We start from the raw sequence: 14,108 nt of genomic DNA on the forward strand, positions 1-14,108 counted from the left end.
ATATTGGCCGAGGTTTCTCAGCGGCAAGTCTTGCCGCAGACAAAAACCCGCCTTAACAACTTAGTATAATTCCCCACAAATACTCTCATGAAGACAGGTCACGCCGCGATAGGGTCGCTGGCGCGGCGTCGATCGAGGACTCTCTTCGTTCCATGCCCGAACCATCGGCCTTCCCTTGGGAGAAGCCGATTCCAGAGCTCGGTCAGGCCCGGTGTCGCGTCATCTCTTCCACCCCGCTTCCGGGGAGGCCGCAGCACGACCGCGCGCAGCTCACCCGACCGGCAAACCCGCGGCGGCCGGGAAAGATCACAGCAAGCTTGGCCCGAGGATGTCGCACCCAGGCGCCTTCGGCGCCAAGGCAGCGGGCTACAAAGGGGCGCGTTGTCCGGCATGCGCTCCGGCGCGACGGCGCGCATCGTCCAGAATGGAGCGCAGGGTCTCGTCCCACGCCCTGGACGGCGCCCATCCGAGCGTCTCCCGGATCAGCGCGCCATCGCCGACGGCCTCGGCGATCTCCGACGGCCGCAGACGGTCCGGATCGGTCTGGATCGTGATGGATGTGTCCGAGAGCGCCAGAAGCTGATCCAGGATCTCGGAGATGGTCCGCGAGCGCCCGCTGCACAGATTGTAGATCGCGCCGGACGGCATGCGGTCGGCGTGGAGGATCGTGGCGACATAGGCGTCGACGACGTCACGCACATCCAGAAAATCGCGGGCCGAGGCGAGGTTGCCGACGCGGATGACGGGAGCGGCGCCCCGCTCGATGCGGGCGATCTGGGCCGCGAACGAGGCCACCACGAACCGCTCGTCCTGGCCGGGGCCGATATGGTTGAACGGGCGGATGACGAGGGATTTGACGGGCGTGTTCGAGAGGACGTCGGCAACGATGCTCTCCCCGACCAGCTTCGATCTCGCGTAGCTGTTCGAGGGCTGCGGCACGGCCTCCTCGGAGAGCGGGACCCCGGCTAGAAACGACCGGCCGTAGACCTCGCTGGAACTGACGAACAGGAACGCCTCGCAGGAGCCGACCCGCTGCGCGGCATCCAGAAGGTTCAGCAAGGGGAGGGTGTTCGACTCCCACATCCGCACGCGCTCGGTCTCGGCCTGCTTGACCGAGGACAGGGCGGCCAGATGGACGACATGCGTCGGCCGGATGTCCTCGATGATGGCGAGGACCCTCTCGCGATCCGTCAGGTCGAGCGCATGACTGCGCGCCCGACCCTCCTGCGGGCCAGGCAGCTGCCGGCTCAGGCCCACGACGACGTCTTCGTCCGGCAAGGCGGAGCAGAGGGCCGACACCAGATGCCGGCCCACGAAGCCTGAGGCCCCCGTGACGACGATACGCCTCATCCCTCACCCCGGATCGTCATGCGATCGCACTGAGACGCGCGAGGTCGGCATCCACCATTTCCTTGATCATCTCCTCCAGGGTGATCTCCGGCTTCCAGCCCAGAGCCTCCTGGGCCTTGGCCGGATTGCCCAGCAGGACGTCCACCTCGGCCGGCCGGAACAGATCCTTATCTATGACGAGGTGATCGTCCATGTTCAAGGCGGCGTGCTTGAACGCGATTTCACACATATTCCGGACAGTGGTCGTCTTTCCGGTCGCGACGACATAGTCGTCGGGCTCGTCTTGCTGGAGCATCAGCCACATGGCACGTACGTAGTCTTTCGCGTGGCCCCAATCCCGCTTCGCATCGATGTTTCCGAGCTTGAGCTGAGTTGCCAGCCCGAGCTTGATGCGCGCGACACCATCGGTCACCTTCCGAGTGACGAACTCGATCCCGCGCAGGGGGCTCTCGTGATTGAACAGGATCCCATTTGAGGTGTGGAGATTGAAGCTCTCCCGGTAGTTCACCGTCATCCAATGCGCGTACAACTTCGCCACACCATAGGGGGAGCGCGGATAGAACGGCGTCGCCTCGCTCTGGACTTGCTCCTGGATCAGGCCGAACATCTCGGAGGACGAAGCCTGATAGTAGCGCGCCTCGGGCGCGACGGTGCGCAGGGATTCGAGCATGTTCACGGCGCCGATGCCAGTGACCTGGCCGGTCAACAGCGGCTGCTGCCACGACGAGGCGACGAAGGACTGCGCCGCCAGATTGTAGACCTCGTCGGGCTTGGCTTGCGTGAAGGCTCGCATGAGGCTGGAGATATCGACCAGATTGGCGTCGATGATCTCGACGTCCTTCTCGATGCCCAGCCATTTCAGGCGATGGTCGAAGATGCCGGCATGGCTGGAGCGGCGCGCGATACCGTAGACGGCGTAACCTTTGCCGAGCAGAAGCTGGGCGAGATAGGCCCCGTCCTGGCCCGTGATGCCCGTGATGAGAGCGCGCTTCGACGTCATGGTGTTCCTCCTGAGCTGTGGGATAAGGGCCGGTGATCGTCAGCGTTTCTTCAGAAGGTCTCTGACAGCCGCCAGCCGCGCGCCGTACCGCTTCGCGATACGGTCCAGACTGAAGTTGTCCGCGATGAACCGGGCGGCCTGCTCGCCCTTGCGCCGCGCGCCCTGCGGATCGCTCGCGACCTGCTTCATCAGGGCGGCAGCGTGCTCCACCGAGGGATCCGCCCAGACGCTGCCGCGCTCCACGAAGATGTATTCGGAGGGCTGCACGCCGATGAGCTGGTAATCGACCAGATAAGCGGTGTTCTGATGGCAGAAATCCATGTTTCCGGAATAGGCCGTGGCGATGACCGGCTTGGCCAGCTGCATCGCCTCGATCATCCCGAAGCCCCACCCTTCCGAGCGGTGCAGGGAGACGTAGCAATCGCACCCGGCCTTCAGCGCTAGGAGATCGGCATAGGTGAGCGTCTCATCGATGATGAGCATGCGCGGGTCGGCCTGCACGAAGCGATCGACCTTCCGCCAGACACCGATCTGATGGGGATCCCCGACCTTGGTCCGGTTCTGCGTTTTGATGACCAGATGGACCTTCTCGTCCCCGTTCGGGAACGCTGCCCTGAAGGCCTCGAGCACCGCGAGCGGGTTCTTCCGTTCGATGAAGGAGAAGGAATCGAACGTCGTCAGGAAGATGCACGAGCCGGGATCGAGCCCGTAGGTGGCCCGGTCGAAGGTCCCGACGCTCGGCAGGGGCTCGACGGCCATGCCGACGTTGATCACCGGCTTGCCGGTGTAGCTCTCGTAGATCTCCCTGTTGTACTCGGACGAAACCCAGATTTCGTCGAGCATCTCCAGCGCCAGATGCTGGCACTTGGGGATCTTGTTCAGCTCCCAGAAAAAATACCCGATGTTGTAGCTGTCGGAAAAGACCTCTTTGTCCTCGTAGGCGAAGGCCAGCGGGATCGATTCCGCGTTCAGGTGGATCAGGTTGATCTCACGCTTCCGGTCGTAGGCGTTGAGCTCGAACGTCGAGGCGAACCCGACCGGCGCCGGGTTGTCCATCGCGAAGGGATGCACCGTCGGACGATGGCTCTCCGCCCGGCTCAGGATGTCGTAGGACAGCCTCGTCGCCTGCCCGAGCCCGGAGGTCTGGTGGATCGGGCCGATCAGGGCGACACCCGGCTCGACCTCCGGACCGAGCTGCAGCCTGTTGTCGTAGCAGCGGCCGAAATGTCCGTGCGGCCTGCGCTTCTCGAAGCGCCCGTACCAGTACCCGCTCTTCTTCAGCAGGCGCTCGCCCTTATCCCGCAGTGCCCTGGCCTGCTCGGTCTTCGAGCGGTCCGCATAGACCTGACGGGCGACGATCCTGTCGAATTTACTCGTCCCGCCGGGATCGAGGGCCATCATCTTCCGCACGGCATCCGCGGGAAGGAACTGGGAAAGATAGGGCGTCTTGTATGACAGGAGCATCAGGTAGAAGAACAGCGCCCCGCGGTCCCTCGAATGCTCCATGTTGAGCGATTGCAGTTCCGGATGGTGGGCGAAGTAGCCCGCCATGAAGCCGTTGAGGGGAAACTCGCCGCCCGGGCCGGGTATGGTTTCCTTCAGGATCGCGATCTGGTCCGGCGTGACGAGCGCACCTTCGAGCCGGAGGCTCGGCGCCTTCTCGACGCACCACCAGTACACCGCCTCCCGCAGCGTGATCGCGTTGTCCAATTGAAGATGCGTCGGTCGCTCCCGCGCCACGAAATGCCAGAAGGCGACCGTGACGGCCGGCGAAGCCCCGGCGATCGGCATGGGCTTGTTCAGAAAGGCGATCTGATCCGCGGAGAGCGGAATCTTGTGTTCCGCGTTCCGGTGCTGGACGTAATCCGTCAGGTACCACAGCAGGAGATGCATCCTCTCCTGCAGCGACCCGGTCATCTCGGCCTTGAAATGATCCCGCGTCAGCCTGTGCAGCTCGAACCTGAGGTATTTACTGATAAGCTTTTCCGGATCTGCCGCAGCATCCGCAGCCTCGAACATGACTTCGATATTTGATTGAGCGGATGCTGCCATCGAAACCTCGACATGCCCGACTTTAACGCTTTTCTTTCTTAAATTCTTCCACATATCGGATCTCGATTTCACGAGCCAAATTTTGGATCCGCCTCACAAATCCCTCCGGAAATCTTTCTCTGGCCAGCAGGCTGTCGACATTCGCGTCGATCGGGAATGCGTTGATGCGCTGACCTGTATCCGCAAATCTGATGTCGATCGGAAAGTCTTCTTGCGATAATTGAGAAATATCGAATTTGAATCCGTGATTGACATCGCTGTATCCAGCGTCCGCCAGATCCATTCTCGACCTGTCGGCAATCGTCAGGATCTCTTTGCCTGTCTTCGTCACGGCTTCCACGAAGATGGGAATGTCGATGTAGTCCCTGTCCAGCGCCCATCCTTCGATGGATTGCCGGTCGAACAGATCGACGGACCCGGCCCATCGCTGCACCGGCTCCTCGACCGGGGCGTCGAGGTCGAGGCCGGCATCGAGCTTCAGCGCGACAGTCGCCACGATGTCCCGGCTCTCCGACTCGCGCAGGATGATCGTCAGCTCGCCGCGCGTCTCGGGCCGGACGCGCAGCTCGAAACCGTGATGGCCGCTCGGGTGCCCGGCATCGATCAGATCCTCCCGCATGAGGCTCGCGGTCGTCTCGCCGACTTTCTGCTCGTCCAGATAGGCGTCGATCCGGATGGGAAGGTCCGGCCTATCGCCGTCATAGGCCCAGCCCACGATGAGATTGTCGGTGATCCGATCGATATTGCTTCTAAGATCCATGCGACCTCTCGCCCATCGAACCCGCCGCTGACGCCGTCGCCTGGAAGGTCGCGCCCTCCACCTCGGCGCGCCGCGCGAACGGCTTCGGCCCGCTCGCTCGAGACGCCGGCCGCGGCCGCACCCCGGACCCGGCGCGCACCATCGTGGGAGGGATCTGCGTCACCGGGCCTCTTCCTCCGTCAGGCAACAGGACAACCCGCCTCGCGGCACGGCTTCCGGAAGCAAGCCGCATCACCATGGCGCGTGCGCGCCTCCGCACGCCGATGCGCCGCGGAGAGGCCCGCCTTCCATCAGGTCAAGCGCGAGCAAGAACAACCAGTGGACGTCCCACTGCCCGGAGCCTCAGCGGTCGCACTGAAAGAAACAAACCAGAAAATGACGCGCCCTGCGTCAGAGACGCCCGCGTCCTGGGGAACATATCGACAGATTCTCAGCGAATTTTCTGCCATTCCGCTTGGCTACATGGAACCTTACCCGTTTGCAATCTGGATTCACGCCGCCGTGAGCCTTCCATAGCGTCTCGTCTTTCTCGAACAATCGGACAATCCGCGACTGAATATTCCACGAACTTTTCTCGAATGTGAAATTTTCCCGCAATCCAAGACAGAATCCGGCGCGACCACGCAAGCACTATCACTTTGTAGTTGTGCACGCGAGCCAGGCTGCGGCGGGCCCGCTCGGGGGCTGCGACCACCGCTCGATCCGGCCGGCCTGCGGCCCCGCGACGGGTTTCAGGTCTCTGCGTCGACTTCCTGCTTCACATCGGCGGCCGCCCGCAGCCCGACATCGGCGATCGAGCCCGGCAGCGTCTCGACCGGGAGGGCGGACCACTCGGCCGGATCGGCGGCGGCGATCAGGTCCGGCTGAAAGGCCGGCGGCGGCGGCAGGAGATGCATGCCGGCGCTTCGCGTCTCGGTGTCGCCGTCCCGGATCTCGACATGGTGCAGCATCAACCCCAGGAGCCGGCCATCGGGACCGAGCCCGATCTCGGAGGGCCGGAACAGCCTGTCGACGGTGAGCTCCAGGGCCACGAAGGCGCCGGCGGACCGGCCGAGATCCCGGACGGGAACGACCAGGTCGTAGACGCCTTCGACCGACAGATCGGCCTGCGCCACGGGCTTCCCCTCCGCCAGAAGGGCGACATGCCGCGGCTCTCCGTTCGCGATCATGACGAGGCGCAGCACCAACGCCTCGCCGCCGCGCAGGTCGTTCGGCAGCCTGAAGAGCAGCTGCGCCGCGCTCTGCGCGGTCCAGCGCCCATCCGGCTCGGCCTCGTGCCAGCCGGCGAACTGGAAGGGCGTGTCCGGGTGATCCCCGGCCGCGTGGCGCTGGCCGGTCGTCAGGGTCGGGAGATGAACCGTCGCGATCTGCTGCAGGCAGAGGCCGAGCAGGCGGTCGTCGGCCGAAAGGCCGAGCTTGCGCGGCGAGACGGGCCGGATGCCACGGAAGGCGATCTCGACCGCCCTGTCATCCGCAGCCTCCGCGGCGAGCTCGGTGAGATCGACGAAAGCCTCCGCGCTGACCACCTGCGGCCCCGCGGTCTCCGCAAAGGAGAGAACGCCCACCACACGCTCTCCGGAGACCAGCTCGACGGTCGAGGCGGGACCGCTCGAGAGACGGGCCGCGCGGAGGCGGAGGAGGCGGTCCCTCGTCTCGGCCGGCAGCCGGAAGGATGCGACGCCGAGCCCCGCGATGGACCATTGTCCGACCTTCTCGGGATCGTACCAGCCCACCGAAAGCAGCCCCTGCCAGAACTCGGCATAGGCCGGATTGCCGGGGGACACGCTGATCCCCATCGGCAGGAACGGAGGGCCGGCACTCGGATGCGTCTCCGGCCGGTCGATCCGCAGACCCAGGAGGCCGAAGGACGGGCTCGCGGCGCCCCCCTCCTGCGAGAGCTGCAGATCCACCGGGCGTCCCGTCAGGAACGCGCTGGCCGGCACATGGACACGCACGGGCCGCGGCTGGTCGTCCGACAGGACGACCCGGTCGAGGCGGATGCCGTTGACCGCCGCGTTGATCCGGAGCGGCGGCCCGCCGGCCGGCTCCGCGGCGACCACGAGGGTCACGTCGAGGCCGCCTGCCGCGGGCGCGGCGGGCAGTCTCAGGGAGAGGATTCCGGAGGTGGGGCGCGCGCCGAGCCCATCGACCGCGAAGGGCGCCTTCACCCCCGCGCGGAACAGCTCCGAACCGCCCGTCAGCCACCGTCCCGCCACGAGCTCGTCGCTGGCCTGCTCGTCGTGCACCAGCCATTTCGCGAGGTTGAGGGGCTCCTTCGGACGCAGCAGGATGAACTTGGAGACACCGAGACCGAGATTGCGCAGATCCTGCGAAGCCGGGTTGAGCTCCCGGGCACTGCGCACATGATCGAAGTGGAAATCGAGGGCGAACCGGCCTTCGGGGCCGATCGCGCTGCGGGGGATGACGGCGCTGCGCAGCGCCGGGCCGCCGGCCGGCAGGTGCCAGTCGGCCACGCGCACGCCGTTGACGCTCAGCCCGCACATCAGTCGCGGCTTCTTGACGGCCGAGGTGATCACGGCCGCGAAGACGAGATCCTCGTCGAGATCCTCGGCCACCAGATCGAGGCGGATCGAGGAGCGCCGCTCCGAGGCCCAGGACCCCCATTTCTCGGCGCCGTGCCAGCCGCCCGTCTTGTAGAGGACGGCCGACCGCAGATCGCCGAGGGAGACGCCCGCCCCGAGATTGTAGCGGAAGCGTTCGGTCTTGCGGCAACGAAGCGGCAGGGCCTCGATCAGGGATTTCGCCGAATCCTGCCAGGTCGTGGTCCGGTACTGCGCCTTGATCTGGGCCTCGCGCGTCTGACGGGCCGTCCGCGAGCCGGCATAGAACAGGATCTTCGTGAACCAGTCCTGCCGGTTCTGCGGGTCGAGCAGATCGGTCAGGGACGGCGCGATCTCGCTCATCGAGGAGGTGTTCGAGGCGACGCAGACCTTCCCGTAATTGAGACTCTCGCCGATCGGCAGCCCCCAGCCCTCGTAGAGCGAGGGATAGGCCGTGAACAGGCAGTTCGCGTACAGCCAGTCGAGCGAGGCGTCGTCTATGTCGTCGAGGATATGGACGAAGCGGGCGATCCGCCGATCCTCGGACAGGGAGCGCGCCGTGTCCTCGCCGTTCCAGGAGACGCCCCCGACGATGATCAGATGGGGGCAGGCCTCGCCGAGCTTCCCCGCCAGGGAGACCCAGACGTCCTTCAGGAGCGTGTAGTTCTTCCGGGCGTGGATCGCCCCGACGCTCAGGACGAAAGGCGTCCTGCCGAACGCCTTCGACACATCCCGGAGGCGGGCGCTCTGGCTCTTCTGCTCCTCCGAGACGACGTCCAGTTCGTCGGCCAGGCGGAATTTCGAGATGCCGGCGAGGTCGATGTCGGATTCGGCCGCGAACCGCTGGAGATCCGCCTTGGTGCTCTCGGAATAGACCAGGAAATGATCCGCCGACCGCATCAGGGTCGTGAAGTTCTTGTTGAAATTGTTCGAGTAGCCCTTCTGATACCAGAACGGGAACAGCGTCGGCGTCAGATCGTGGATCAGGACGCAGAGATTGAGGTGATGCAACCCGGCGAACTGGGACAGGCCCTCCGCATAGGCGTTGTTCTGCATCCAGCCGCTGCCGGTGACCACGAAGGGCGTGCCGGGCGCGAAGGTCCCGTGCGCCAGGTCATCGGAATGCATGTCCAGGAAATACTTGATCGTGCCCGAATGGACGACGTCGGGCGGCACTTCCTGGAACTGGCCGCCGCTGGCCCAGGCGACGAAGCGGACCTTGACGCTCGTCCTGGCGAGCGCCTGGGCCAGGGCCCGCTCGACGCGCGTGATTCCCGATTTCAGGGCGCCGTGCACCGCATTCGTGGTGACGTCGAAGACGACCTCCTGGGGCGGTCGTCCGGCCTCCGCGACGGTAAGGGCCTCCTCTCGCCGATCGGTGCGGCCGGCATGGTGGCGGACCGCCTCCTCGTAGACCTCGGCCGTCTCCCGCGCGTAGCGCTCCCACGAGAACGCGGTCCGGACATGCGCCTTGAGGGCGGAACGCTGCTCCTCGGAGAAGGGGTTCGCCCAGGCCTCGAGGATCGCCGCCTTGATCGAACGGGGATCGGTGGGGTCGCAGTAGCGCGCGAAGGCGCCGAAATACTCGCTCTCGCCGGACCGGCCGCTGAGGACCATGTTCGCGCCGGCCGCACCCGCTTCGAGGGCGGCGAGCGGCGCGCCCTCGCAGAAGCTGGGCAGCGTGAAGACGCGCGCGCCCGCCAGGGCCGAGAGGAGACGCGGCGAGCCGGGCTCCATCCGGCCCGCGAAGACGACGTTGTCGCCGGCGACCTTGCGCACCAGGGCCTCGTAATCCGGCTCCACGCTGTGGCCGACGATGACGAGGGGAATGCCCGTGCCGTTCAGCGCATAGGCGAGCAGGAGTTGGTTCTTGCGGCTCTCGATGCGGCCGATGGTGAGGACGTAGTCCTCGAGCCCGAACTCCTCCCGGAAGAGCGCCGGGTCGCCGGAGGCGAACTTTTCGGCATCGACCGGATTGCGGACGACGCGATGGACCGGCGGCAGCGTCCCGAACGCCGCCGACAGGGCCTTCTCCTTCTCGCTGAGGAAGATGAACCCGTCCGACAGGGCGCCGATCTCGCGCAGCCGCTCGGCATAGTCCGGGCTCGGCTCGGGCAGGGCTCCCCGCTGCGCGAGCCAGGCGTATTTCTCGCGCAGGGCATCGAGGAGGCCGTCGACCTCCGCGACGCTGCTGCTGCGCCGGAAGACATTGGGAATGTCGATGGCCCAATGGTCCCGGTCGCGCAATTCGAGGAGGATCGGCGAGAACACGAACGGCCGGTCGTGCCGCCGGACACGGCGGGCCAAGCCGACCGCCGTCCCCGTGGTCCAGATGTTGAAGCCGTGAACGACATCGACATCGGCGAGATCGGGGGCGTTGGACCAGTGCACCTCGGCCCGGATGCCCTCGCAGGCGAGGACCCGCGCCGTCTCCGGCACGCGCACGGACGGGCCGCCCAGGGCCGCGCGCTCGACGCCGTGCAGAACGAGCGCCGCCCGCTTGACGTGTCTCGGCGCCGACACCGTCGTCGCCGTCCGGTCGGGGACGCGCCGGAACAGATCGCTGAACAGAGCGTGGTGCCGGTCCGCCCAGTCGTCCCAGGTCCGGGCGGCGACGGCCTCCCGCAACCGGAAGCGTTCCGCCCGGATGCCGTTGAGGACCGCGCGCAGGGACGCGGCATCGCCCTTCTCGAATGCGAGATGGGGATATTCCGAAACCCAGCCCACATCCGAACCGATGATCGGCACGCCGCAGGCCAGGGCTTCGAGAACGCACATCGGGCCGCCCTCGATCGTCGCGGGCACCAGGATGTAGTCCATCGACCGGTAGAACTCGGGCAGCCGTTCCTCGCTGATGTGCTCGGCCGGCCCCGGCCAGCCGTCGCCGGTGAAGTGCCACTCGATGTCCGGGACGTCCTGCACCGCGGCGACGAGGGCCTCGCCCTTCCGGCCGGTATGATAGGTGCGGCCGACGACGCCGATCTTGATGCGCGGTACGAAGCGGTCGAGATCGACGCCGGGCGAGATCACATGGCAATCGACGCCGTTCTCCCTCAGGATTCGTCCGGTCGCATGCGACATCGCGATGGCCACGTCGATCTCGCCGGCCATGCGGACGAAGCGCTCCTTCGCCGAGGACACCTCTTCCTGATGCGTGAACAGGGCCGCTTCGATCGCGGAAACGCGCCCCGTCCTGCAGCCATACGTAATATAATACTGAATTGCACTTTCAGGATTGGAGTTCGTATCGTATGTCACATAATCATAGCGATCGCTGATTTCTTTCGCCAGCTTTTCAAGTATCCATCCGCGATCAGAAAGAACAATATGAACACTTTCTTTCGGCATCAATTACCAATCCTTTACACAGCCATGCGGCCGTGAGAAAAACGTCATCCGGGATGCCGACCGTCGCCACTGACAGGATCCTGCACGGACCTGCCGATCGTCGGAGGGGGAGGGCGCGACGCACTTGGCGGGCGCTCTGATCAGAGCCCTTCCGGCATCGGTTCGCTGCGACTGAAGCTCGGCGCCATCCCCCGACCTGCGCTGTGACGACGCGCCATGATGGACCAGCCCCTCGCCGGCGGCAAGCGCTCTGGTTGCATTGGAAAGATTCTACTCTACCAAGCGAAGAGTTGGCAGGATGCGGCATACGTCGAATCAAGCCTTGATCGCGCCTTGACCGATGCAATCGGGCCTCGACACCCCGGAAATTCACGTGCTTTGGCCGCGATGTCGCAGAAACAGCATTTTATGTTTTCAATATTCTTTGATTGCCCCTTACGAGAATTTGTCTTTCTTCCTCCGAAATAGAGCCAGGCACAGGGGGAGCCGGAAATATTCATGAAACATTCGCAAATCAAGAAAAAATCAAACACAGGAAATAGCAATATAATTTCAGAAAATTGCCATGAAGTCGTGCAGGATGACGAAGCCGTGCTCCGTGGGGAAGGTCGTCTCCAGGATGTTGCTGCGGCTCAGGTATTGCCGCACCGTCTCGAAACGCTTGGCCGGGCGGATCGTGAAGAAGTCCCCGCGCCGCCGGTCGAGCAGGCGCGAGAAGGCCGGATCGGCATCGAAGCGCTCCAGGCAGGCCCAGTCGATCGCGCCATCCCGGGCGACCAGGGCGCAGCCCTCGCAATTGCTCAGAGAGCATAGGCCTCGATCGGCGGGTAGGGGCGCTCGGTCTCGGAACGGGGCATGGGACTCCTTCCGGGCGCCGTGGTTCGGGTGGAATGGGCGGCGAAGGCGGGGCGCTCAGGCAGCGAGGCGGAAGGCGGGTTCGAGCAGGCCGCGCACGCCGATCTCCACCAGAAGCGTGCGCCCGTGCTCCGGATCGGCGGCGCGGGCGGCCGCGTCCATGCCCTCGTAGGCGCTCGTCACCAGCAGCCGGTCGAGATCCGCCCCGGCGAAGGTCGGGCAGGTCGGCTGCCGGACCGGGACGGGGAGGCTGCGCACCCGGTTCCCCGCCGGGCTGTAGGCGTCGAGGCAGCCGGCGCCGAAGCGGGCGGTCCAGATCAGCCCCTCCGCATCCACGGCAGCCCCGTCGATGCCGCCTTCGCCGCCGCGATGGTCGTAATGCGTCTCGGGCGCGGCAACGGGCAGGCCGGTGGCGGGGTCGAGGGCGACGCGGTGAAGGACGCCCTCGTCCGTGTCCACGAAATAGCCGGTGGCGCCGTCCGGCGCGAAGGCGATGCCGTTGGGGATGGTGAGGTTCGCGTAGAGCCGCGTCACCCGGGTGCCGGCGACGTGATAGAGCGCGCCGCGGCCAGGCTCCGCCCCACGCCCCATGGTGCCGATCCAGAGGGCGCCGCAGGGATGGACGCGCCCGTCATTGGAGCGGGTCGCGGACTCCTCCGCCTCCAGGGGGCAGTAGAGGCTCAGGCGCCCATCCGCGAGGCTGCGCAGGTAGAGCCCGTCCGCCGCCGCGAGCAGCTGGCGCCCGGAATCGATTGCGGCGACGCCGCTCGCGGTGATCGGCAACTTATGGACCCGGGCCGGGCCGCCGCCCTCCCGCAGAGAGATCTCGAACAGGCGGTCCTCGAGGATGTCGACCCACCAGGCCGTGCCGGTCTCCGGATCGTAGCTCGGCCCTTCGCCGAGATGACAGCGGGGCGCCTCAAGGATACGGGCCGAGGTGATCTGCGTCAAAACAAGACTTCCCTGGCAGCAAAGCCCGTCGACGCCCGATGACCGTCAAAGTTCCAAAGTCCCTGGCCTGTCGGGTGAGGTTCTGCACCACGCATATCGTCGGTTCTTCATCCCGATATTCTGATCGATCATCCCCGCCAGCAGCATCGCGGCCGGCCGCGGCTCAAGGCACAGCGTCCGCCGGCAAGGGCTTCATCAAGAGCGTCACCTTGCGTTCAGCAGTCCTGTGGCCTTTCCTCGGCAGGCTGTTCAAGCGTGGCCGGTTCTTTGCATCGACTTTCGCGGATGAAAGCCGGTCAAGCTTGGCTCTGGTCTTATTCTTGCCCCTTCTCCCGGCGAGAAGGACGCCTCTCATCCACGGACGATTCGCGGGACGACGGCGCCGCCGTCGGCGGTTCGTCGCATCCTGCGCAAGGGGATCCATGCCGAAGCTCATCGCCCAGCTCGCCCTCTCCGCCGGTCTCGCGGCGGCCGCGGCTGTCCCCGCAACGGCGGGGGAGGGGACCTATGACGGCACCTGGTCGGTGGAGCTCGTGACCGAGAGCGGCCTGTGCGATACCCGCTACAGCTATTCCCTCACTGTGCAGGACGGGCAGGTGCGTCCGGTCTCCCGGGCCGCCAGCAGCGGCGCCACGGTGACGGGCCGGGTCGGCGCCGATGGCAGCGTCGGCCTCAACGTCGCAACCGCGGCGGCCAGCGGCAGCGCCTCGGGCCGCCTCCAGGCCCGCTCGGGCGCCGGCACCTGGCGGGTCTCCGCCCTGTGCTCGGGCCATTGGACGGCGCGGCGCAGCACCGTGCGGACCGCCCAGGCCGAATAAGAGCGAGCGGGCGCGAGGCCCGCTCCTTCGGGCTCACGCCGTGGCGAGCCAGCTCCGCGCTTCCTCGATGCGGGCGCGGTCGAATACCTTGATCTCGGCGGGGGAGAGCCGGCCGAAGCTCTCGGCGAGGATGCGCAGCCAGGACGCGTCCGTGACCAGGGCGACGTGGCTAATCCCCTTCATCAGCGCCAGGCCGAAGCGCACGTCCTTGAAGAAGGCGGCGGGCTCCATGCCCTCGAAGGCGCGCACATCCTCCAGGAGCCGCAGCTTCCCGCCGGCATCGAGATCGGCCTTCATCTTGGCGATGGCCGCGTTCATCTCCTCGTCGGTGATCTTCCCGTCGACCACGATCTCGGCGACGTTGGAATCGGGCTTTTTGTCGTAGCTCAGCAAGGTGCGCGCTCCTCGACTCG

At 65.9% G+C, this 14,108-nt stretch carries 8 protein-coding genes and 1 pseudogene; 1 reads left to right on the forward strand and 8 read right to left on the reverse strand.

Annotated elements, in window-relative coordinates; translation table 11 throughout:
- Positions 1 to 366 precede the first annotated feature (366 nt).
- The 7 genes and pseudogenes from MFF21_RS07565 to MFF21_RS07595 form a co-directional block, all read right to left on the reverse strand.
- On the reverse strand, positions 367 to 1,350 hold the full coding sequence (locus MFF21_RS07565; protein WP_283206511.1) for a GDP-mannose 4,6-dehydratase: 984 nt from the start codon (positions 1,348 to 1,350) through the stop codon (positions 367 to 369).
- Between the two features lie 16 nt (positions 1,351 to 1,366).
- Positions 1,367 to 2,350 carry a GDP-mannose 4,6-dehydratase gene (gene gmd, locus MFF21_RS07570; protein ID WP_238310545.1) on the reverse strand — a complete coding sequence of 328 codons (984 nt, stop codon included), beginning with the start codon at positions 2,348 to 2,350 and terminating at the stop codon, positions 1,367 to 1,369.
- Positions 2,351 to 2,389: 39 nt separating this feature from the next.
- The gene (locus MFF21_RS07575) at positions 2,390 to 4,456 is read right to left on the reverse strand and encodes a glycosyltransferase family 4 protein (protein ID WP_238310546.1); all 2,067 of its coding nucleotides are present in this window, start codon (positions 4,454 to 4,456) and stop codon (positions 2,390 to 2,392) included.
- On the reverse strand, positions 4,425 to 5,162 hold the full coding sequence (locus tag MFF21_RS07580; RefSeq protein ID WP_238310547.1) for a hypothetical protein: 738 nt from the start codon (positions 5,160 to 5,162) through the stop codon (positions 4,425 to 4,427). Before MFF21_RS07580 ends, MFF21_RS07575 begins: the two co-directional genes overlap by 32 nt.
- A 731-nt stretch (positions 5,163 to 5,893) precedes the next feature.
- Positions 5,894 to 10,864: a glycosyltransferase gene (locus tag MFF21_RS07585; RefSeq protein ID WP_238310548.1), complete on the reverse strand. Its 4,971-nt coding sequence runs from the start codon at positions 10,862 to 10,864 to the stop codon at positions 5,894 to 5,896.
- A gap of 771 nt (positions 10,865 to 11,635) precedes the next feature.
- Positions 11,636 to 11,928 (reverse strand): annotated as a pseudogene (locus MFF21_RS07590) (trehalase-like domain-containing protein); the annotation flags it as partial.
- Positions 11,929 to 11,983: 55 nt separating this feature from the next.
- The gene (locus MFF21_RS07595; protein ID WP_238310549.1) at positions 11,984 to 12,877 is read right to left on the reverse strand and encodes an SMP-30/gluconolactonase/LRE family protein; all 894 of its coding nucleotides are present in this window, start codon (positions 12,875 to 12,877) and stop codon (positions 11,984 to 11,986) included.
- A gap of 422 nt (positions 12,878 to 13,299) precedes the next feature.
- Here MFF21_RS07595 and MFF21_RS07600 point away from each other — a divergent pair, with 422 nt between their 5' ends.
- The gene (locus MFF21_RS07600; protein ID WP_238310550.1) at positions 13,300 to 13,695 is read left to right on the forward strand and encodes a hypothetical protein; all 396 of its coding nucleotides are present in this window, start codon (positions 13,300 to 13,302) and stop codon (positions 13,693 to 13,695) included.
- Between the two features lie 33 nt (positions 13,696 to 13,728).
- On the opposite strand, the gene MFF21_RS07605 is transcribed toward MFF21_RS07600, so the two are convergent.
- On the reverse strand, positions 13,729 to 14,088 hold the full coding sequence (locus tag MFF21_RS07605; RefSeq protein ID WP_238310551.1) for a SpoIIAA family protein: 360 nt from the start codon (positions 14,086 to 14,088) through the stop codon (positions 13,729 to 13,731).
- Between the last annotated feature and the right edge of the window lie 20 nt (positions 14,089 to 14,108).

The sequence above is a fragment of the Methylobacterium organophilum genome, from assembly GCF_022179465.1.
In the GTDB taxonomy this organism is placed as follows: Bacteria; Pseudomonadota; Alphaproteobacteria; order Rhizobiales; family Beijerinckiaceae; genus Methylobacterium; species Methylobacterium organophilum.

What these genes read in the sequence shown, in the direction of transcription:
- MFF21_RS07580 (WP_238310547.1), bottom strand. Translation starts at nt 5,162, where the DNA reads ATGGATCTTAGAAGCAATATCGATCGGATCACCGACAATCTCATCGTG.
- MFF21_RS07600 (WP_238310550.1), top strand. Translation starts at nt 13,300, where the DNA reads ATGCCGAAGCTCATCGCCCAGCTCGCCCTCTCCGCCGGTCTCGCGGCG.
- gmd (WP_238310545.1), bottom strand. Translation starts at nt 2,350, where the DNA reads ATGACGTCGAAGCGCGCTCTCATCACGGGCATCACGGGCCAGGACGGG.
- MFF21_RS07575 (WP_238310546.1), bottom strand. Translation starts at nt 4,456, where the DNA reads ATGTGGAAGAATTTAAGAAAGAAAAGCGTTAAAGTCGGGCATGTCGAG.
- MFF21_RS07565 (WP_283206511.1), bottom strand. Translation starts at nt 1,350, where the DNA reads ATGAGGCGTATCGTCGTCACGGGGGCCTCAGGCTTCGTGGGCCGGCAT.